Below are 19,921 nucleotides of genomic sequence, written 5' to 3'. Positions count from 1 at the left end.
CGGCTCAGGCTCAGGAGCGGGGCTGGCGCTCCGCCCAGGCCTGCAGGGTCGTGCGGGGGCCCGTGAAGAACGGGACCTCCTCCCGGACGTGGCGGCGCGCCTCGGTGGCGCGCAGGTCCCGCATCAGGTCGACGATGCGGTGCAGCTCGTCGGCCTCGAACGCGAGGATCCACTCGTAGTCGCCGAGGGCGAACGCGGAGACCGTGTTGGCGCGCACGTCCTTGTACCCGGCGGCGGCCATGCCGTGGTCGCGGAGCATCGTACGGCGCTCGTCCTCCGGCAGGAGGTACCAGTCGTAGGACCGGACGAACGGGTACACGCACAGGTAGTCGCGCGGCTGCTCGCCCGCGAGGAACGCGGGCACGTGGCCGCGGTTGAACTCCGCGGGCCGGTGCAGGGCCGCGACGGACCAGACGGGGTCGAGCGTCCGGCCGAGCGCGGACGCGCGCAGGCGCTGGTAGGCGCCCTGCACGGCCTCGATCGAGGGTCCGTGCGTCCAGAGCATGAGGTCGGCGTCGGAGCGCAGGCCGCCGACGTCGTACCAGCCGCGCAGGACCAGGTCGCCCTCCACGGCGGCCGGGTCGGCTCCACCGCCCACCGCGGACTCCGCGTCGGCGACGAGGTCCTTCAGCTCCGCGGGGTCCTCCGGGAGCGTCTCGGACAGCGAGAAGACCGAGAACATCGTGTAGCGGATGGCCTCGTTGATGGCGGCCGTGTCGACCTCGTGGCCGGTGTCGCCGTGCACATGGGTGGTCACTGGTGCATGTCCTCCGAGCAGAGTGCCGGGATGCCGCTGGGTTCCTCGTGACGACGAAGGCAGCAGCCCGGCGGGGTGACGGACGGGAAGGCGGGCAGGTCGCCCACCGTGGCCTCGGCCACCGACTCGCCGCGGGCCAGCGCGGCCCGCTCGAGCAGGAGGTCGACGAGGCCTTGGACGAACGGCGCGCGGGTCCCGACGGTGCCCGCGCGAACGGCCGTGATGCCGAGCTCCTTCGCCGTGGCGAGGGCCTCGGTGTCGAGGTCGTAGGCGACCTCCATGTGGTCGGACACGAAGCCGATGGGGGACAGCACCACGTCGGTGGTGCCGTCGGCGGCGAGCGCGGCGAGGTGGTCGTTGACGTCGGGCTCCAGCCAGGGCTGGCTGGGCGGGCCGGAGCGCGAGCAGAAGGCGAGGTCCCAACCGACGTCGTGCCCGAGCGACTCGGAGACCGCCGCCGCGACCAGGCGCGCGACCGACCGGTGCTGGTCGGAGTAGGTCGCGTGACCCACGCCGGAGGCGGCCTCCATCGTGTCGGGGATGGAGTGCGTGACGAAGACGAGGCGGGCCTTCGCCGCGTCGCCGCCGGCCTCCGCCAGGTTCGCGAAGCCCTCGACCACCGCGTCGACGTTGGCCCGCACGAAGCCGGGGTGGTTGAAGTACGACCGGACCTTGTCGAACTGGATGCCCGTGGAGCCGTCGGGGCCGAGCTGCCCCCGCTTGTCGAGCGTGAGCGCGAGGTCCTCCCGGTACTGGCGGCAGCCCGAGTAGGAGGAGTAGGCCGAGGTCACGAGCGCGACCGCGCGCCGCGCACCCATCGCCTCCAGCTCGTCGATCGCGTCGTTCGTGTACGGCGCCCAGTTGCGGTTGCCCCACACGACCGGCAGGTCGATCCCGCGGGCGGCGATCTCGGCCTCGAGCGCCGCCTTCAGCGCGAGGTTCTGCTCGTTGATCGGGCTCTTGCCGCCGAAGCCGTAGTAGTGCTCGCCGACCTCCTCGAGGCGCGAGTCCGGGATGCCCTTGCCCGCGGTCACGTTCCGCAGGAACGGGACGACGTCCTCGGGCTTGTCGGGGCCGCCGAACGAGTACAGGAGCAGGGCGTCATACGGCGCGACGTCTGACACCGCCGCCTGGGGGGAGGTCGAAGGCATGCGGCCATCCTTTCATCCGGTCGGGCGCCCCGGGTGCCCGTCAGAGAGGGAGGGTGACGTGACATTGACGGGACGTCCTGTCAGAACCCGCTCGCATCCTCAGCGGCGCGCCCAGTGCCACGCCGGCTGGTCCAACAGTCCCTCGCGGCCTGCCACGACCGTGGCACCGAGGTCCTTGACCAGCTCGAGGCGCACCACTTCCTCCTCCGGCAGCATCCCCCGCCGCCCGACGACGTCCGGCGCGCCCAGCGCTTCGACCAGCGGTCGCGAGTGGGTCACCACGAGCACCTGGGTGACCGTCGCGGCATGGGCCACGAGCGCCGCGAGCGCCGGGACGAGCTCCGGGTGCAGCGACGTCTCGGGCTCGTTGATCACCAGGAGCCGGGGCGGCCGCGGGCTGAGCAGCGCCGCGACCCACAGCAGGTAGCGCAGCGTGCCGTCCGACAGCTCCGCCGCGCGCAGCGGCCGGAGCAGGCCATGCTGGCGCAACGTGACCTCGAACCGCCCGTCGTCGTACGTCACCTCCAGGCGGGCGCCCGGGAAGGCGCGAGCCACGGCCTCGTCCAGCTCGTCGCCGCGGCCGAGGTCACGGACGGTCTCCAGGGCCGCCGCGAGGTCCGAGCCGTCGTGCGCCAGGACCGGGGTACGGGTGCCGACCTGGACCGCGCGTGCGGGTGCGCCCGGGTCGGTGCGGAACTGGTCGTAGAACCGCCAGGAACGCAGCCTCTCCCGGACCGCGACCAGCTCCGGCGCGCCCGCCGGGTCCACCACCTCCGTGAGCAGCGAGTCGAACGACCGCAGGCTCGCCGTCGGGACGTCCCACTGCCCGTCCGGGTTGCGTAGCCGGACCGCCGGGCCGCGGCGCTCGGCGACGAGAGTGCCCGGGCGCAGCACCTGCCCGGCCCACACGGACTCCACCTTGATCTCGGGATCCCGCCCGAACGGGTCGGGCGGTCGCTGCGGCAGAGGAAGGCCCAGGTCGATCGCGTACCCGAGGTCGTCGCCCGCGAAGCCGAGGCGCAGCGCCACCGGGCCCGTGCGCATCGTCCCCTGGACAGGCGCCCTGCCTTCGCGGACGGCCCGGCCGTGCACCTCGGGTCCGGCCCAGAGCGTGGACTGCAGCCCGCCCTCCCGGGCCAGTGCCCCGACCGCTCCGCCGAGCGCCACCTCCGCCAGCAGCCGCAGCGCCCGGTAGAGCGACGACTTCCCGACGCCGTTCGCGCCCGTCACAACGGTGAGCCGGCCCAGGGGCAGCACGAGCTGGCGCAGCGAGCGGTAGCCCTCCACGGCGACGGTGCGTATCTGATCCTCGGTCACGCCGCCACCGTACGTGCCGCCACCGACACCCACCCGGTCCCGACGGGCGACGTCAGTCGCGCGGCCGGCCCGTCGCGAGCGGCACGACGATGTCCTCCGAGAGCGACCGGAGAAACTCGGGGTCGAGCGGCTCGTGCGTGACGAGAAGGCGGTAGGCGATCATCGAGGACGGCACGCGCGAGAGGAGGTCCACGTTCACACCCGGCAGGAGCTCACCCCGGTCCCTGGCCCGCTCGAGGAGCCCGCGAATCAGCGCGACCCTGGGCCCGACCACCCGCTGGTCGACCACCCGGGCCAGCTCCGGCGAGTGCGGGAGCTCGGAGACCAGGCCGACGAGGGCCCGCCACGTGCTCTCGTCACGGCTCTTCAGGGCCCGCAGCGCGGCGAGGTCGCCGCGCAGCGAGCCGGTGTCGGGCACGTCGTCGACGGTGATCGCGAGGCTCCCGCTGCATGCCAGCACGTCGATCACGAGCTCCGCCTTGGACGCCCACCGCCGGTACACGGTCGCCTTGCCGGCGCCCGCGCGTGCTGCGATCTCCGCCATGGTGGTGCGCTCGTAGCCCCGCTCGGCCAGGACCGCGCGGGCCGCCTCCAGGATGTCGGCGTCGCGCGTCGCGTCCCGCGGCCGCCCGCCCTTGCGCTGCCGTTCCTCCAGCACCCCGGTCCTCCTGTCCTGTACCGCCTCGCTGCCCGACGACGTCCCGCGCGGCCTCGCGCCTCGTCTCGCCCGGGCGGCACCCGGTCCGGCGAAACACTATCCCGGGCGGATCAGCAAGCCCCATCATAACGGAACTTAGGAGTTCCAGAACTGGCGAGTTCCGTATAGTCTGGCGGCGACCGCCCACGTCGTCCCCGGAGTCCTCATGCCCAGCCCGTCCTCCCCAGCCGTCGCGCCGAGCGCGTCCGGCACCCAGGCGGCCTCCCGCCGCTGGTGGGTGCTCGCCACGGTGGCGCTCGCACAGCTCATGGTGGTGCTCGACGCCACGATCGTGAACATCGCCCTGCCGTCCGCGCAGGCCGACCTCGCCTTCACCGACAACGACCGGCAGTGGGTCATCACCGCCTACGCGCTGGCGTTCGGCAGCCTGCTCCTGCTCGGCGGGCGCCTGTCCGACCTTGTCGGACGCCGCACCACCTTCCTCGTCGGCCTCGTCGGCTTCGCGGGCGCCTCGGCCCTCGGCGGCGCCGCCCAGTCGTTCGAGATGCTCGTCGCGGCCCGCGCGCTGCAGGGCGCGTTCGGCGCCGTGCTCGCCCCGTCGGCACTCTCGGTGCTGACCACCACGTTCACCGACCCCAAGGAACGCTCCCGGGCGTTCGGCGTCTTCGGCGCGATCGCCGGCGCGGGCGGCGCCGTCGGGCTCCTGCTCGGCGGGTTCCTGACCGAGAACCTCGACTGGCGGTGGACGCTCTACGTGAACCTCGTGTTCGCCGCTCTCGCGGTCGCCGGGGCGACGGTCTTCCTGAGGGGCCTGACCGGGACGGTGAAGCAGCGCCTCGACGTCGTCGGCGCGGTCCTCGGCGGCGGTGGGCTGTTCCTGCTGGTCTACGGCTTCTCGCAGGCCGAGCCCAAGGGCTGGGAGTCGACCTGGACGTGGGCGCCGCTCGCGGCCGCCGTCGTGCTGCTCGTCCTGTTCGTGGTGCGGCAGCGCGCGGCCCGGGACCCGCTGCTCCCGCTCCGCGTGCTCCTGGACCGCAACCGCGGCGCGTCCTTCCTCGCGATCCTCGCGGTCGGCGCGGGCATGTTCGGCGCGTTCCTCTTCGTCACCTACTACATGCAGACGGTCCTGGGCTTCGACCCCTGGACTGCGGGCCTGGCGTGGCTGCCGCTGATCGTCGTGCTGGTGACCGCGGCGCAGCTCACCACGAACCTGTTCCTGCCGCGGTTCGGCCCCAAGGTGATGGTGCCGATCGGCCTCGTGCTCGCGAGCGCCGGTCTGCTCCTGCTCACGCAGCTCACGCTGGACAGCGCGTACGCGACGCACCTGCTGCCGGGCCTGATGCTCATGGGCGCCGGCATGGGCACCGCGATGCCGTCGTCGATCCAGACCGCCACGCTCGGCGTGGACCGCGAGCACGCGGGTGTCGCCTCCGCCCTGGTCTCGACCAGCCAGCAGGTCGGCGGCGCCGTCGGGACCGCCGTGCTCAACACGCTGGCGACGACGGCCGCGACCGCCTGGGTAGCCGACCACGCGACCACCGTCCCGCCGGCCGCCGCCGTCGTCGCGGAAGCCGCGATGCACAGCTTCACGACGGCGTTCTGGTGGTCGGCAGCCATCTTCGCGACGGGCGCCGTCGTGACCGGGCTGCTGTTCCGCCGGCGGGGGAAGCTGCCGATAGCCGTGCCGGAACGGACGGAGGCCCTGGCGGCCGCCTGACCCACCAACCCCTCCCCCTCCCGCTGTGGGCGGAGAAAGTGCCGGGTCGCGAGGTGCGAACCCGGCGCCTTCTCCGCCCACACGGCTGTTCGCGGGCTTAGCCGGCGAAGGCCGCCGCGACCGCGTCGTTGGTGATGCGGCCCGCGTGCGTGTTGAGGCCCTTGGCGAGGGCCGGGTCCGCGGCGAGGGCGGCCTCCCAGCCGCGGTCCGCGAGGGCGACGACGTAGGGGAGGGTCGCGTTGGTGAGCGCGCGCGTCGACGTGGCGGGGACCGCGCCCGGCATGTTCGCCACGCAGTAGTAGACGGAGTCGTGCACGCGGAAGGTCGGCTCGTCGTGCGTGGTGGGGCGCGATCCCTCGAAGCAGCCACCCTGGTCGATGGCGATGTCGACAAAGACCGAGCCGCGCTTCGCGGCCGCGACCATGCCGTCCGTGACGAGCTTCGGCGCAGCGGCACCCGGCACCAGCACCGACCCGATGACGAGGTCCGCGGCCGAGACCTGCTCCGCGATCTCGTACTGCGTGGAGGCCCGCGTCTGGATCGCGCCGCCGAACTGCGCCTCGAGCTGGCGCAGGCGCGGCAGCGAGATGTCGACCACTGTCACGTCGGCGCCCATTCCTACGGCGTTCGCGGCCGCGTGCTCGCCCGCGACGCCGCCGCCGATCACGACGACCTTCGCCCTCGGGGTACCGGGCACGCCACCGAGAAGGAGCCCCGCACCGCCGGCCGCGGTCATCAGGTGGTACCCGCCGACCTGGATCGACAGCCGCCCGGCCACCTCGCTCATGGGCGACAGGAGAGGGAGCGAGCGGTCGGGCAGCTGGACGGTCTCGTAGGCGATGGCCGTGGTGCCCGCCGCGAGCAGCGCGTCGGTGCAGGGCTTGGACGCGGCGAGGTGGAGGTAGGTGAAGAGGACCTGGCCCTCACGCAGCAGCGCGTACTCGGGCTCGACGGGCTCCTTGACCTTGACCAGCAGGTCGGCCTCGGCCCAGACCTCCTCGGCGGTGGGGACGGTCGCGGCCCCGGCGACGCGGTAGGCGTCGTCCGTGAACCCCGAGCCGACCCCGGCGCCGGCCTGGACGAGAACGCGGTGACCGCGGGTCGCGAGCTCGTGCACGCCGGCGGGCGTGATCGCGACGCGGTTCTCGTTGTTCTTGATCTCCGTGGGGATGCCGATCTTCATACCTGTGACGCTACGACCGGAGCGCTGTGCAGGTCCATGTCGCATTTCCGATGTGTTTGTTCGGCCCTCCCGTACAGTAAAGGGGTGCTGAACCCGTGGCGTCTGCGCCTGCTGCACCAGTTACACCTGCTCGGCACGGTCCGGGCGGTCGCGGACGCCGTGCACCTCAGCCCGTCGAGCGTGTCGCAGCAGCTGGCGGTGCTGGAGAGCGAGGTGCAGGCGCAGCTCTTCGAGCGCGTCGGACGACGGATACGGCTCACGCCCGTCGGCGTCGTGCTGGCCGGGCACGCCGCCGAGATCCTCGACCACCTCGAGTCCGTCGAGGCCGACATCGCGAGCCTCCACGCCGAGCCGACGGGCCTCGTGCGCGTCGCCGCGTTCACCAGCTCCTTCCACAGCATCCTGGTGCCCGCCGTGCTGCGGCTGCGGTCCGAGCACCCACGGATCTCGGTCGAGGTGCGGGAGGCGGAGCCGATCGCCGGGCTCGACACGTTGCGGCGGGGCGAGACCGACGTCGTCGTCGCCGCCGAGTTCGGCGACGTCCCGGTCTCGCCCGACCCGCTGCTCGTGCGCGTGCCGCTCTCCGGGGACCGCGTCGTGCTCGTCGCGTCCCGCGACCGGGACGACCTCGCCGGCGCCACCGGGCTTCCCGCGCTGTCCGGCGAGGACTGGGCGTTCGAGCTGCCTGGCGCCCACCTCGCCGACCTCGCCGAGCGGCTGTGCCTGCGCGCCGGCTTCGTGCCCCGGGTGGTGGGGCGGTTCGACAGCCACGGAGCCCTGCTGCGGCACGTCGAGGCCGGGCTGTCCGTCACGCTGCTGCCGCTGCTCGCCGTCGACGACCGCCACGCCGTGCAGGCGATCCCGCTGCCCGGCCTTCCACCCCGCAACATCCAGCTCGTCACCCGACGCGGCGCGACCTCACGGGTCGCGGTGCGCGAGACCGTCGCGGCGCTGCGCGCGGCGGCGCGGGAGGCGCTCCCTCCGGGTCCGACGACGTAGCGGTCGCCGGGGTCGGTCGGCCTTGAGGAACTCGGGGGCGGATGACTTCACGCAGAGCGGTCGCCACGGCGCCCAGGCTGATCGGTTCTGCGGGCCGTGCCGGTGATTCGAGGCCGGCGAGGATCGCCAACCGGGCCATCTTCGAGACCGGCAGGTCTCGCTGCTGCGCGGCCGCGGTCAGCGGGTCGTACTGCTCCGCGGACAGGCGCATCGGGCAGCACCCGGGGGGCGGGAGCTCAGACTGCTCAAATATGATTCACCTGTCGCCACGGGGGAGATGAATCACTTATGAAGCAGCACTGGTACCGGGCGCGCGGCCTGGCCGCCATCGGCGCCGCAGTCCGCGGTGCTCGCGAGTCAACCGGGCTCACCCAGAATCAGATGGCCGAGCACATCGGTTCCTCGCGCCCCACGATCTCTCGCCTTGAGCGAGGCGTCGTCGTCTCGACCGACGTTCTCGCGGGTGCACTCGCCGAGGCCGGCTACGAGCTGTACGTCGTCCCGCGCGGCGCTCGCGTCACCGTGGAACTGCCCCGTGAGGAATAGCGACGAGCTCGACGTCTGGCTCTACGGCACGCGCACGGGAACGCTCGCCCGGCTCCGCAACGGCGCCCTCCGGCTGCGATTCACCGACGATGCCCTCGACCGATGGGGCGAGCGATCGCGTCCTCTGTCGCTGTGGCTCCGGGCGGACAGGTTCTCGTAGTGCCGCCGGTCGGGGTCGTTGGACTTCCACGCGTTCGCACCGGAGGGTGCCGCCGCTCCGAAGCACCTTACGATCGGCTCCCGGGTCCGGCCGTCGACCGAGAAGTTGCGTCAGGACGTCCGGCATGGTCTGCGTCCCGGCCGACCGCCTGACCGGCCCGTCGCACTGCTCGGACCTACGCACAACCCGCCTCAGAACTCGATCTCGATGCGCCCAAGCCGTTCGACCTCGTCGTCAACCGTGTGTCGGCAGACCGCGATGTACGCGCCCGCTGGGGCTCCGCCCTCATCGAGCGCGACCCGCACCGCATCGACCGCCAGGTCGGAGTCAGTGACATCGTCCAGGAAGAACACCCGCCCCCAGGTTCCGTCTTCCATCGATTCGTCGGTGCTGGCGTCAACCCTGAAGGCCTCACCGTCCTGCGGTGAGGCCATCAAGCTCAGCTCCACAGCCCTCCGCCGGGTCGACGGTGGCAACGAGCGGGATGCGCAGCTGGTAGTTCGGGTTCGACATCGCGCAAACGTACCGAGTCAGACCCGCCCGAGGGACGCACGATCAAGAAGTGCACACCGTCGAGCCTGTCTTCGCGCGCACTCTGGCGGCCCCGTCCGGGAGCCGGCGGTACAGGATTGTTGTTTGCGTATGTGCGCAGATAAGCAGATGATAAGCAGGTGCTCCGCGCCCTCTCCCATCCCGTCTACCGGCGCCTGTTCCTCGCGCAGGTCGTCGCCCTCGCCGGGACCGGCCTGCTGACCGTCGCCCTTGGCCTGCTCGCCTACGACCTGTCCCCCGGCGACGCCGGCGGCGTCCTCGGCACCGCCCTCGCGATCAAGATGGTCGCGTACGTGGTGGTCGCGCCTCTCGCCACGGCCGCCGTGGCACGGCTCCCCCGCCGGGCCGTCCTCGTTGGGTCCGACGCCGTGCGGCTGGCCGTCGCGCTCTCGCTGCCCATCGTCGGCGAGGCGTGGCAGGTGTACGTCCTGGTCTTCGTGCTGCAGGCGGCGTCCGCGGCGTTCACCCCGACGTTCCAGTCGGTCATCCCGGACGTCCTGCCCGACGAGGACGACTACACCGCGGCGCTGTCCCTCTCGCGACTCGCCAGCGACCTCGAGGCGGTGGCGTCACCGCTGCTCGCGGCGATCCTGCTCCTCGTCGTGCCGTCGTCGGCCCTCTTCCTCGGGACCGCGGCGGGCTTCGCCGGCTCAGCCCTGCTCGTGCTGTCGGCCGCCCTGCCGAGACGCGGCAGCACGGTGTCCGACGCCGGCGGGCCGGGTCAGGCGGGCGGCGCGCCCGGGACTGTTCCCGGGGTGGCGCCCGGGACTGTCGACGAGGACGTCCCCGAGATGCCGTTCGGGCGGCGCGCCCAGCACGGCATCCTGCTGTTCTGGCGCACGCCCGCGCTCCGTCCGGTCCTGGTGCTCAACCTCGCGGTCGCCGCCGCGGGCGCGTTCGTGCTGGTCCAGACCGTCACGATCGTGCGGGCGACGTTCGGCGCGGGCGAAGACCTCGTCGCGGTCCTGCTCGCCATGAACGGCGCGGGGTCGATGGCTGCGGCCCTCGCCCTGCCTGCAGTGCTGCGCCGCGCGCCGGAGAAGCGCGTCATGCTCGCGGGTGGCGCGCTGCTCGCCGTCGCGACCGCGCTCGTGCCCCTCGCGCTGCGGGCGTCGTGGGGTCTGGCCGCCGTCGCCGTCCTGTGGGTGCTCGTCGGGCTCGGGTGGGCCGCCGCCGAGACGCCGGTGGGCAGGATCCTGCGCCGGAACGTCGCTCCCGCCGACCTGCCCGACGCCTTCGCCGCCGACTTCTCCCTCTCGCACGCCTGCTGGCTCGTCACGTACCCGCTCGCCGGGTGGCTCGGGTCCACCGGCCGGGCGGGCCTCGGGACCACGGCCCTCGTGCTCGCCGTCGTCGCGGCGTCGGCCACGCTCGCCGCCGCGGCGCTCTGGCCGCGCGCCGGGCGGGACCCGCGGTTCCAGGTGCCGCCCGCCGACCGGGCCGGGATGGGATCATGAGCCGATGACGACCGTGCCGAGCGCACCGACACCGGCCGCGGCGAGGGTCCGGCCTGACGCCGAGCTCGACCACGCCGTCGACGTCCTGCGGCTGCTCGCGGACCGGACCCGGCTCGCGATCCTCGCCATGCTCGAGGGGACCGAGATGTCCGTGTCCGCCATCGCCGCAGCGCTCGACCGGCCCGGTCCCGCCGTCTCCCAGCACCTCGCCAAGCTCCGCGCGGGACGCCTGGTCACCTCGCGCCGCGACGGCACGACCGTCTACTACGGCCAGCCGGACGAGCACGTCGCCGCGCTCGTCACCAACGTTCTGCAGCACACCGAGCACGCGCTGTACGACACGCCTCCACATCACGGTTGAGGCACGCCCCATGGGCGGATGAGCGGATGTCCGGCAGACTGAACCTGGCAACGGCGCCGACACACACATGTGGAGTCGACGGAAGCAGACGATGAGCCTCGTACCTGACCGCCCGCACGACCCGACCGAGCGGCGCTACCGCACGGCCCTGACCTCCATCTGCCTGCTCGTGGCGCTCGTCGCCACCTTGTGGGCGACGGTCACCCCGGGGTTCCGCGCCCCCGATGAGACCCAGCATGTCAACAGCGTCGTCCGCCTCGCCCACGGCGGCGGCTGGCCCGCACCGGGCGACGCGTACCTCGGCCCGGCGATCGTCCAGGCGCAGGAGCAGGCGGCACGTGGCGCCGACCTGCCCGGCAGGTACGTGTACCGCGCGCACAAGCCCCAGTTCATCGACGTGGCGCCGGTCCCCGACGCCGACCGGGTGCGCATCACCCCGGACAACGCCCTGCCCGGGCCCGACGACGGCATCCTCACCCCTGTCGTCGACCAGATGACCCAGCACCCGCCGCTGTACTACGCGCTCGGCGCGGCGGTTCTCCACGTCACGGGTCTCACCGACGCCCGCTGGGACGTCGTGCTGCTCGCCCTGCGGCTCCTGGACGTGGCGCTCCTGGTACCGCTCGCGCCGCTCGCTGCCGCAGCCGTGCGCCGCCTGACCGGGTCGCGCGCCGCGGCCCTCGTGGCGGCGACGTTCCCGCTGCTCGTCCCGCAGTCGGGGCACATCCTGGGCAGCGTCACCAACGACGCGCTGGTGACGCTCACGGGCGCCGTCGTGACGTACCTGTGCGTGCGGGTCCTGACCGGCGACCTGTCGTGGCGCACCGCCGGGCTGCTGGGGCTGTCCGTGGGGATCGGCCTGCTCACCAAGATCATGCCCGGCTTCGCGCTGCCGACCATCCTGCTGGCGTACCTGTTCGCGGCCGGTGCGCCCACGCTCGTCGCGGGGGCCCCGGGCCTGCTTGCCGTCCGCGGCCTGCGGGCGCTGCTCGCGCTCGTCGTCGCGTTCGCCGTCGGCGGCTGGTGGTGGGCCCGCAACCTCCTGGTGCTCGGGACGGTGCAGCCCGTGGGCCTCCCTCCGACGATGCCCGACCAGCCGGCCGACAGCTTCGGCTACTACCTCGGGACCGCGTGGCGGATGCTCACCCGTTCCTTCTGGGGCAACTTCGGGTGGCTCGAGCTGCGGGCGAACCCTGTCGTCGTGCTCATCGCGACGTGGCTGCTCGTGCTGGTGTGCGTTGCTGCCGTCGTGGCACGCGAGCACCGGCGCCCGGTCGCGGTGCTCCTGGTCCTGCCCGTGCTGCTCACGCTGTTCGTGCTGCTCAACGGCTGGTCGTTCTACCAGGAGCACGGCTGGATCGCCGCTGTGCAGGGGCGGTACCTCTTCATGGGGCTCACCGCCCTGGCCGTCGCGTTCGCCGTCGGGCTGCGAGCACTCCTCGCGCGCTGGCCGCTGGCGATCGACCGTGCCGTGCCGGCGGTCGTCGCCACCGGCGTGGCCACCGCATGGGCCGGGCTGGCCTTCGCGTCCGCGGGCATGTACCGCGGGCCGGGCGAGTCGCTGGCCACCGCGGGCGCGCGGTGGATCGCCTGGAGCCCGCTGTCCGGGCTTCAGGCGGGGCTGCTGCTCGTGCTCGCGGTGTCGGCGGCCGTCGCGGCCGTGCTGGCGGCGATCGCGTACGCCCGGACGGTGCGCAGCACCAGCCAGGCCGAGATCGCGCCCACCACCACGGCGAGCACCGCGGCCGCCACGGCGGGGACCGGCGCCGAGGTGTAGCGCCCCGGCTCCACCGGCGTCGTCAGCCGGATCCCGACCCACACGGCGAGGTCGACCAGGACGAGGCCGGTCCACGCAGGGACCAGCAGGCGCGGGCGTACCAGCAGCCCCGCCGCGACGGCCAGCGTGAGCGGCACCGCGACGGGCAGCAGGTAGCGCGGGTACAGGCCGCCGCCGTTCGTCGCATAGATCAGCTGGGTCGCAGCGGCGACGGCGAACGCGACCGCCGGCAGGGCAGGCAGGAGGACCCGGTCGGCGGTCGCGGACGCCGCGCCGGCCGTCGCACGAGCCCGCGCGGCCGCCGCCCGCCGCACGAGCCACACGGCCCCGAGCAGCACCGGCACCCACACGAGGAGCACCGTCGTGACCGTCATCGTGACGGCCGGGTATCCGCGGGCGGGCACGGGCCCGGCCCACCAGAACAGGTCGGGCAGCCGTCCCCAGGTGATCGGGTCGGCGAGCACCTCCGCAAGCGTCCGGATCACGCGGTGCTGGTTCTCGGACGACCAGTCGAAGTGGCTGCCGGTCAGGTTGCCAGTGAGTCGCACGTTGCGCAGGTAGAACCAGCCGCTCGCCGCCAGGACGGCGACCGGGGCGCCGAGCGCCAGGGCGATCGTCGGGCCGACCGCCCGTCGGTCGCGGCGGCTGCGCAGCACGGCCGCCAGGAGCGCGACGGCGCAGCACACAGCCGCGACGACCGTCGCCGAGGTGCGCGTCACCGAGCAGAGCGCCGCCACGACGGCGACCGCGGCGACGAGCCGCGCGGTGGGCCCGTCCCGCACGATGCGCGCGCAGAGGCCGAGCAGCAGCGCGGCGAGAACGGCCGCGAGCAGGTCGTTGTAGGCGGACCCGCCGAGCCGGGCGGCGGCCGCCGCGAGGGCCATGACCAGCGCCGTCACCATGGGCAGGGCACTGCCGGGCCGCGCGAGCCGGCGCACCGTCCACCAGGTGACGAGCACGAGCATGCCGTGCAGCAGCGAGTTCACGGCCCGCACCGCGTACACGGCGGCGACGGGGTGACCGGCGTCGGCCAGCGGGCCTACGACCGGCGCGACCAGGAGGTAGAAGAGCGGCGGGTGCTGCGCCGTCCACTGCACGGGGGCCAGCCAGGCGCCGTCGGGCCGCAGGACGAGCCCCTCCTCGAAGACGGGCAGGCCACCGTGCCACAGCTGGTAGGCGTAGTCGACGTGCGGCGCCTCGTCGCCCGTGACGTAGGGCGGGTCCGCGAAGGTCGCGGTGAGCGAGCACAGGACGGCGGTGATGACCGCGCCGAGCAGCGCCCACCGCTCGACAGCCGGCCGGGCGCCGGCTCGGGTCAGGGCTCGGAGCACGACGGCAGCCTACGGGACTGCCTGCGAGCGCCCGGCTCAGGAGTCCCTGTGGTCCGGGATGTCCGCCTGGGCCGCTCGCAGGCGGTCCAGCAGCCCGCGCAGGGTCGCCATCTCGCCGGCGTCGAGCACACCGCCGACATAGTGGTCGATCGACCGGACGTGTGCCCGCCCGAGCTCCTTCTGGATGCGGGCGCCCTCCACGGTGAGGGCGACCAGGGTGCCGCGACCGTCGTCGGGGGCGGGCGCGCGGACGACGAGCCCGCGCGCCTCGAGGCGCTCGACCATGCGCGACAGTGACGACTGCGCCATGAGGATCGCCTCGTTGAGGTCGCGCAGCCGCAGGCTTCCCCCGGGTGCGCCGGACAGCGTGAAGAGGACGTCGTACTCGCGCATGCTGAGGTCGCCCCAGATGTCGTCGGCAAGGAGGCGCCGCATCAGCGTCACCTGGGTGCGGAAGATCGACTCCCAGGTCTGCGCCGTATCACGGGCAGACGCTCGCGCCGGCCGCTCCATCTCTCCATCTCCCCCCGTCGTTCGTCCCCCACCACCAGAAACGCTACCTGCGGCCGATCGGGTCAGCGTCCGAGGCGACGCTCCCGCAACGAGTAGTCGCGCAGGGCGCGCAGGAAGTCGACACGGCGGAATGCGGGCCAGTACGCCTCGCAGAAGTAGAACTCGGAGTGTGCGCTCTGCCACATGAGGAAGCCGCCGATGCGCTGCTCGCCGCTCGTGCGGATGACGAGCTCGGGGTCGGGCTGACCCTTGGTGTAGAGGTGCTCGGCGATGTGCTCGACGTCGATGCTCTCGGCGAGCTCGGCGAGCGTGGCGCCGTTCTTCGCCTGCTCGGTGAGGTACGCGCGCACGGCGTCGGCGATCTCGTGCCGGCCGCCGTACCCCACGGCGACGTTGACCTGCAGGCCCTGCACCCCGTCGGTCCGCTCGGCGGCCTCGCGCAGTGCCGCGGCGAGCCGCGTGGGCAGCAGGTCCAGGCGGCCGACGACGCGCAGGCGCCACCGGCCCGAGTCGGCGAGGTCGCGCACCGCGTCCTCGATGATGTCGAGCAGGTTGGTCAGCTCCTCGGCGGAGCGCGCGAGGTTGTCCGTGGACAGCATCCACAGGGTGACGACCTCGATGCCGAGCGGCTCGGCCCAGCCCAGGAACTCCGCGATCTTGTCCGCGCCCTGCCGGTGTCCCGTCACGGCGGTCTTGCCGAACGACTTCGCCCAGCGGCGGTTACCGTCCAGGATGACGCCCACGTGCCTCGGCAACGTCGCGCCGACCAGGGTCGCGGCCAGGCGACGCTCGTAGAGCCGGTAGAGCGGGCGGGGCAGGCGCACGGACACCTCTGTCAGGTCGTCGAGAGGCGCCCGCCTCCCGGCGGGCGGCGCGGGCGGACCGGCCGACCGGCGGGACAACGCTACCTCGCCGCACCAGCCCCTCTGCGCCGCCACGAGGCGGCGTGGACGGCTTCCGAGCACCTCCCCCGATCCGGCCGCAGTATCTTCACAACGCGTGGCATGAACCTACGGCCGCGTAACCTACGCTTGCGTAAGTTAGAGCGTAGGCGGCACCGGGCGGACCGTGGCCGCGCCCCGCGACGGAGGAGGATCCGTGGTAGCTGAAGACCAGCGGCAGGGCCGCAAGGCCGACCGCTTCGACCTCGCCAAGGTCGGTGACACCCTCGGCGACGTGCGCGAGAGCGTCGGTGAGGCAGTCGCCAACGTGGCCGCCGGCGTCGCCGGGACGGTGGAGCAGATCAAGCCCCGTCTGCGTGGCTGGATCCACGCCGGGACCTTCCCCCTGACGCTCGCCGCCGGCATCGTGCTCGTCGTGCTCGCACCGCCCGTCGCCGGGAAGGTGGCGTGCGCGATCTTCGCGCTCACGGCGTGCCTGCTGTTCGGCACCAGCGCGGTGTACCACCGCGGTACGTGGTCCGCCCGCGTCGCGGCCGCCCTGCGGCGGGCCGACCACTCGAACATCTTCCTCATCATCGCGGGTACGTACACGCCCCTCGCGGTGCTCCTGCTGCCGCCGCGCACCGCCACGATCCTGCTCGCCATCGTGTGGGGCGGCGCCCTGCTGGGCCTGCTCGCCCGCATCCTGTGGCTCAACGCCCCGCGCTGGGTCTACGTACCGGTCTACGTCGCGCTCGGCTGGGTCGCCGTCGGGTACATGGGGCAGTTCTGGGCGGGCGGCGGGCCTGCGATCGTGTGGCTCGTCGCGGGTGGCGGCCTCGCCTACACCCTGGGCGCGGTCGTGTACGGGACCAAGAAGCCCAACCCCAGCCCCCGCTGGTTCGGCTTCCACGAGATCTTTCACGTGCTCACCGTCGTCGGCTTCGCGTGCCACACGGTCGCGATCTTCCTGGCGGCGACGGCGAGGTAGGACCTGCCGAGGTAGGACCTGTGCGGTTCTACCTCGGCCCGTTCTACCTCGGCACGACCGTGTAGCGCCGGTTCTCGAGCGAGGGGTTCGCCGCCCGCACCGCTGCCACACCAGCCGGGTCGAGGTCCACCGTGCGGATGTCCGGCTTGTCACCCAGCTCCAGCCCCACGACGCCGTCCGGGCCCACGAGCACCGACCGCCCGGTCACGCCCTTCCCCGCCATCCCCACGCCGATCGCTATCGACGTGTTCTCGATCGCTCGAGCCTGCAGCAGCGTGCGCCACTGCTCGGCCTTGAGCGGGCCGGCCACCCACGCCGACGGGTACACGAGCACGTCCGCGCCCGCGTCGACCACGCGCCGCGCCGATTCCGGGAACCGCAGGTCGTAACAGGTCAGCACCCCGAACGTCAGCGCTCCGACGCGCAGCACGAGCGGCGGCGCGTCGGCCTGTCCGGGCTCCAGGCGGTCAGACTCGCGCGTCCCGAACGCGTCGTACAGGTGGACCTTGCGGTACACCCCGGCGAGCTCGCCCGCCCCGTCGACCGCCACGACCGCATTCACGGCCCGGCCCGACGACCCGGGCAGCGTCGTCCCCGCGATCACCGCGATCCCGTGCTCTCGCGCGAGGCGCCGCAGGTTCGCGACGAACGGCCCTTCGAGCGGCTCCGCGTGCTCGGCCCCGACGCCGCCCCGGTCGTAGCCCGAGGCGTACTCCGGCAGCACCAGCAGCTCGGCGTGCACGCGCGCCGCCGACCGGAACGCGTCAGCCGCGACCACGCGGTTCGCGACGTGGTCGTCCGAGACGGCCACCTGAGCCACGGTCACACGCACGGTCTCGCTGCCCGACGCCGGACGCCCGTCCCGGTGCACCGCGTCAGCCCCGGCGTCAGCCACCCGAGACACCCCGGCCGCCGTCGGCCTCCTCGCTGCCAGGCGCCTCGCCACCACGGGCAGCGTCGCCGCGCGGCCCGTTGCCACCCTCGGCCGGAGCCGAGGCCTCGTCGTCGCGGCGGAAGCCGATGCTCTGTCGCCGCTCGACAGGCAGGCCCAGGTCCTCGGCGTTGCGCCGCGCCTTGCGCAGGTGCTTGGTGAGCGAGACGAAGAGCAGGACACATGCCGCGGCGATCGCGAACGTCACGAGGAAGCCGATGAGGCCCGGCGACACGTCGGTCTCGGTGAGGCCCGGGCGCAGCGTCCCTCCGGTGGGGTTCGGCGACGGGTCGGCGGCGGCCAGGAGCAGGAACGCGTTCACGCGGACACCTCTGCGCCCTCGCGCACGCCCGCGAACAGGTCGTCCTCGTACGTGCCCGGCTCCGGCTGCGGGAGCGGCACGCGGGACTCGGCCAGCTCGTACTCCTCCCACGGCCACACGTCGGCCTCCAGGTCGCGCGGGACGGCGAAGAAGAAGCCGTTCGGGTCGATCTGCGAGGCGTGGGCGATGAGCGCCGCGTCCCGCTGCGGGAACCAGGCCGCGACCGGCACGCGCGTGGTGACCGGGCGCTCCGGGATCTCGCGCGCGGTGCGGGACTCGACCCACTCCCCGAACGGCGACTCCAGGCCGGCGCCCTCCATCGCCTCGTGGACGGTGCGGATGCTGTCCATCGAGAAGCCGTGGTCGTAGTACAGCTTGCGCACGGCCCACGCCTCGCCCGTGCCCGGGTAGCGCTCCGGGTCCGCCGCGGCGTGGAACGCCTCGAACGCCACCTCGTGGGACTTGATGTGGTCGGGGTGGGGGTAGCCGCCCGACGGGTCGTACGTCGTCATGACGTGCGGGCGGAACTCGCGCACCAGCTCGACCAGCGGGCGCGCCGCCTCCTCGAGCGGAACGAGTGCGAAGCAACCCTCGGGCAGCGGCGGCAGCGGGTCGCCCTCCGGCAGGCCCGAGTCGACGAAGCCGAGCCAGTGCTGGCGCACGCCGAGCACGGCCGCCGCGGCGGCCATCTCCACGCGTCGCAGCGCGGCCGTGCCCTCCAGGGACGACATGTCGTGGCCCTCGGGCAGCGCGAACGTCGGGTTGAGCACGTCACCGCGCTCACCCCCCGTGCACGTGACGACGAGGACCTCCACCCCCTCGGAGACGTAGCGGGCCATGGTGGCGGCCCCCTTGCTGGACTCGTCGTCGGGGTGCGCGTGCACCGCCATCAGGCGCAGCGGCTCGCGCTGGGCTACGGACACCGGTTCCTCCGTGTGTGGTCGAGGCGTCATGGTTGCCGGGTCGGGATCGGCCGAGGCTCAGGGACAATGGAATCATGAGCCACCCACACGAACCGTCACCGAAGGTCGGCACCGAGGCCGGTTCCGCGGTCGGCCCGCAGGCCGGCGCGGACGCCGCCGCCGTGGCCGCCGACGACGAGTACCTCGCGGACAGGTACGGTCACGGCCGCGCCCGCGGGCGCCTCGGTGCGGGCGCTCGCGTGGCGATCGGGGTCGCGCTCGCCGCCGGCGTGGCGGTCGCCGCATGGTTCGCGGTGGAGCAGCAGCGCCAGGACCCCGTGTCGTTCACGGACGTGGGCTTCTCGATCGTGAGCGCCGAGCAGGTCGACGTGACGTTCGACGTCAGCATGCCGCCCGGCATGCGCGCGACCTGCACGCTCGTCGCCCTGAACCCCTCGTACGCCCAGGTCGGCGCGCTCCAGGTCCAGGTCGGGCCGAACGAGGACCGCACCGCGCGGTACACGGCCGAGGTGCGCACCACGGAGCGAGCGACGACCGGCGTGGTCGACGACTGCGTCGTCGAACCCTGAACCCCTGGTCATCGAGGCGCCGCGGACCTATCCTTGACGGAACCTTGATCCCGTCCAGTCCTTGACTTTGCATCTGGCGATGCCACGAATCGGACGGGGCTCGGAATACCCTGACCTCGGAACGGGCATTTGGTATCCTAAGAGATTCACACGCTGTGTTGATCGGCCGACGCGCGTGCTCTCACCCGGTGGAGCTCCCGTCGGTGGGCACGCGCGCGGCCACTGTCGCTCGAACGAGCAACCACGAAAGGAGAGCCCCCGTGACCGACGCTTCTGTCACCTGGCTCACCCAGGAAGCGCACGACCGGCTCAAGGCGGAGCTGGAGCACCTGTCCGGCCCTTACCGCACTGAGATCGCCGAGCGCATCGCCGCGGCCCGTGACGAGGGCGACCTCAAGGAGAACGGCGGATATCACGCCGCCCGCGAGGAGCAGGCCAAGAACGAGGCGCGCATTCGCGAGCTCACGGAGAAGCTGCGCAACGCAGAGATCGGCACACCGTCCGACAGTGGCACGGTCGAGCCCGGCATGGTCGTGACCGCTCTCGTCGCGGGCGACGAGATGGCCTTCCTCCTGGGCTCCCGCGAGATGGCCGGGACCACCGACCTCGACGTGTTCTCTCCGACGTCCCCCCTGGGCGCGGCGATCCTCGGCAAGACCATCGGCGAGACCACGAGCTACACGGCGCCGAACGGTCGCGAGATCTCCGTGGAGATCACGGACGCCAAGCCCTTCCAGGGCTGAAGCGCTCCCGACCCACGCCGGCGGTGTGCGGTCCGCCTCGCACGTTGTCAAAGCTCCCCGCGGACCACCGCGGGGAGCTTCT

21 protein-coding genes are annotated in these 19,921 nt (G+C 73.1%); 10 read left to right on the top strand and 11 right to left on the bottom strand.

The genetic code is table 11. From position 1 onward, the window contains the following. Positions 1-10 precede the first annotated feature (10 nt). The 4 genes from hemQ to L1785_RS03705 form a co-directional block, all read right to left on the bottom strand. A complete protein-coding gene (gene hemQ / locus L1785_RS03720; RefSeq protein WP_236087790.1) occupies positions 11-757 on the bottom strand; it encodes a hydrogen peroxide-dependent heme synthase in 747 nt (248 codons plus the stop codon). After that, entirely contained in the window at positions 754-1,908 is a 1,155-nt protein-coding gene (locus L1785_RS03715; RefSeq protein WP_236087789.1) for a ferrochelatase, read from the bottom strand. The genes hemQ and L1785_RS03715 overlap by 4 nt, the downstream gene beginning before the upstream one ends. Before the next feature lie 99 nt (positions 1,909-2,007). Next, a complete protein-coding gene (locus L1785_RS03710; RefSeq protein ID WP_236087788.1) occupies positions 2,008-3,225 on the bottom strand; it encodes an AAA family ATPase in 1,218 nt (405 codons plus the stop codon). A gap of 52 nt (positions 3,226-3,277) precedes the next feature. Beyond that, complete coding sequence (locus L1785_RS03705; RefSeq protein ID WP_236087787.1) at positions 3,278-3,883, bottom strand: TetR/AcrR family transcriptional regulator; 606 nt, start codon at positions 3,881-3,883, stop codon at positions 3,278-3,280. A 205-nt stretch (positions 3,884-4,088) separates the two neighbouring features. On the opposite strand from L1785_RS03705, the gene L1785_RS03700 reads away from it, so the two are divergent. After that, positions 4,089-5,600 (top strand): MFS transporter, encoded by a 1,512-nt coding sequence (locus L1785_RS03700; protein ID WP_236087786.1) that lies wholly within the window; start codon positions 4,089-4,091, stop codon positions 5,598-5,600. 97 nt (positions 5,601-5,697) lie between these two features. On the opposite strand, the gene ald is transcribed toward L1785_RS03700, so the two are convergent. Next, entirely contained in the window at positions 5,698-6,783 is a 1,086-nt protein-coding gene (gene ald, locus L1785_RS03695) for an alanine dehydrogenase (protein ID WP_236087785.1), read from the bottom strand. Between the two features lie 84 nt (positions 6,784-6,867). Here ald and L1785_RS03690 point away from each other — a divergent pair, with 84 nt between their 5' ends. The 3 genes from L1785_RS03690 to L1785_RS03680 all read left to right on the top strand — a co-directional run bounded on the left by L1785_RS03690 (position 6,868) and on the right by L1785_RS03680 (position 8,488). After that, positions 6,868-7,782: a LysR family transcriptional regulator gene (locus L1785_RS03690; RefSeq protein ID WP_236087784.1), complete on the top strand. Its 915-nt coding sequence runs from the start codon at positions 6,868-6,870 to the stop codon at positions 7,780-7,782. Between the two features lie 288 nt (positions 7,783-8,070). After that, positions 8,071-8,328, top strand: a complete 258-nt coding sequence (locus tag L1785_RS03685; RefSeq protein ID WP_236087783.1) for a helix-turn-helix domain-containing protein — start codon at positions 8,071-8,073, stop codon at positions 8,326-8,328. Next, the gene (locus L1785_RS03680; protein WP_236087782.1) at positions 8,318-8,488 is read left to right on the top strand and encodes a HipA N-terminal domain-containing protein; all 171 of its coding nucleotides are present in this window, start codon (positions 8,318-8,320) and stop codon (positions 8,486-8,488) included. The genes L1785_RS03685 and L1785_RS03680 overlap by 11 nt, the downstream gene beginning before the upstream one ends. A 191-nt stretch (positions 8,489-8,679) precedes the next feature. On the opposite strand, the gene L1785_RS03675 is transcribed toward L1785_RS03680, so the two are convergent. Further along, positions 8,680-8,922, bottom strand: coding sequence for a hypothetical protein (locus L1785_RS03675; protein WP_236087781.1), 243 nt, complete (start codon positions 8,920-8,922; stop codon positions 8,680-8,682). A 237-nt stretch (positions 8,923-9,159) separates the two neighbouring features. Here L1785_RS03675 and L1785_RS03670 point away from each other — a divergent pair, with 237 nt between their 5' ends. From L1785_RS03670 to L1785_RS03660, 3 genes are all read left to right on the top strand, one after another. Then, positions 9,160-10,497 (top strand): MFS transporter, encoded by a 1,338-nt coding sequence (locus L1785_RS03670; RefSeq protein ID WP_236087780.1) that lies wholly within the window; start codon positions 9,160-9,162, stop codon positions 10,495-10,497. 4 nt (positions 10,498-10,501) lie between these two features. Further along, positions 10,502-10,858, top strand: coding sequence for an ArsR/SmtB family transcription factor (locus L1785_RS03665; protein WP_236087779.1), 357 nt, complete (start codon positions 10,502-10,504; stop codon positions 10,856-10,858). A gap of 91 nt (positions 10,859-10,949) precedes the next feature. Next, positions 10,950-12,635 carry an ArnT family glycosyltransferase gene (locus tag L1785_RS03660; RefSeq protein ID WP_236087778.1) on the top strand — a complete coding sequence of 562 codons (1,686 nt, stop codon included), beginning with the start codon at positions 10,950-10,952 and terminating at the stop codon, positions 12,633-12,635. Between the two features lie 1,367 nt (positions 12,636-14,002). On the opposite strand, the gene L1785_RS03655 is transcribed toward L1785_RS03660, so the two are convergent. Together L1785_RS03655 and L1785_RS03650 are read right to left on the bottom strand one after the other, a co-directional pair. After that, positions 14,003-14,479: a MarR family winged helix-turn-helix transcriptional regulator gene (locus tag L1785_RS03655; RefSeq protein WP_236087777.1), complete on the bottom strand. Its 477-nt coding sequence runs from the start codon at positions 14,477-14,479 to the stop codon at positions 14,003-14,005. A 62-nt stretch (positions 14,480-14,541) separates the two neighbouring features. Continuing rightward, the gene (locus tag L1785_RS03650) at positions 14,542-15,303 is read right to left on the bottom strand and encodes an isoprenyl transferase (protein WP_236087776.1); all 762 of its coding nucleotides are present in this window, start codon (positions 15,301-15,303) and stop codon (positions 14,542-14,544) included. 385 nt (positions 15,304-15,688) lie between these two features. On the opposite strand from L1785_RS03650, the gene trhA reads away from it, so the two are divergent. After that, entirely contained in the window at positions 15,689-16,351 is a 663-nt protein-coding gene (trhA, locus tag L1785_RS03645; RefSeq protein WP_236087801.1) for a PAQR family membrane homeostasis protein TrhA, read from the top strand. 43 nt (positions 16,352-16,394) lie between these two features. On the opposite strand, the gene L1785_RS03640 is transcribed toward trhA, so the two are convergent. Genes L1785_RS03640 through mca form a run of 3 tightly spaced genes read right to left on the bottom strand, consistent with a single transcriptional unit; the run spans position 16,395 to position 18,494 of the window. Then, positions 16,395-17,246: a carbon-nitrogen hydrolase family protein gene (locus L1785_RS03640; RefSeq protein WP_236087775.1), complete on the bottom strand. Its 852-nt coding sequence runs from the start codon at positions 17,244-17,246 to the stop codon at positions 16,395-16,397. Further along, complete coding sequence (locus L1785_RS03635; protein WP_236087774.1) at positions 17,239-17,604, bottom strand: hypothetical protein; 366 nt, start codon at positions 17,602-17,604, stop codon at positions 17,239-17,241. The genes L1785_RS03640 and L1785_RS03635 overlap by 8 nt, the downstream gene beginning before the upstream one ends. Continuing rightward, a complete protein-coding gene (gene mca, locus L1785_RS03630) occupies positions 17,601-18,494 on the bottom strand; it encodes a mycothiol conjugate amidase Mca (RefSeq protein ID WP_236087800.1) in 894 nt (297 codons plus the stop codon). The genes L1785_RS03635 and mca overlap by 4 nt, the downstream gene beginning before the upstream one ends. 107 nt (positions 18,495-18,601) lie before the next feature. Between mca and L1785_RS03625 the strand changes: the two genes are divergently transcribed. Beyond that, positions 18,602-19,096 (top strand): DUF4307 domain-containing protein, encoded by a 495-nt coding sequence (locus L1785_RS03625; RefSeq protein ID WP_236087773.1) that lies wholly within the window; start codon positions 18,602-18,604, stop codon positions 19,094-19,096. Positions 19,097-19,356: 260 nt separating this feature from the next. Beyond that, positions 19,357-19,839 (top strand): transcription elongation factor GreA, encoded by a 483-nt coding sequence (gene greA / locus L1785_RS03620; RefSeq protein ID WP_236087772.1) that lies wholly within the window; start codon positions 19,357-19,359, stop codon positions 19,837-19,839. Positions 19,840-19,921: the final 82 nt, after the last annotated feature.

Origin of the sequence: Antribacter soli (genome assembly GCF_021568775.1) — a bacterium.
GTDB classification, from domain to species: domain Bacteria; phylum Actinomycetota; class Actinomycetes; order Actinomycetales; family Cellulomonadaceae; genus Antribacter; species Antribacter soli.
This window is presented reverse-complemented; position numbering and strand designations above follow the sequence as displayed.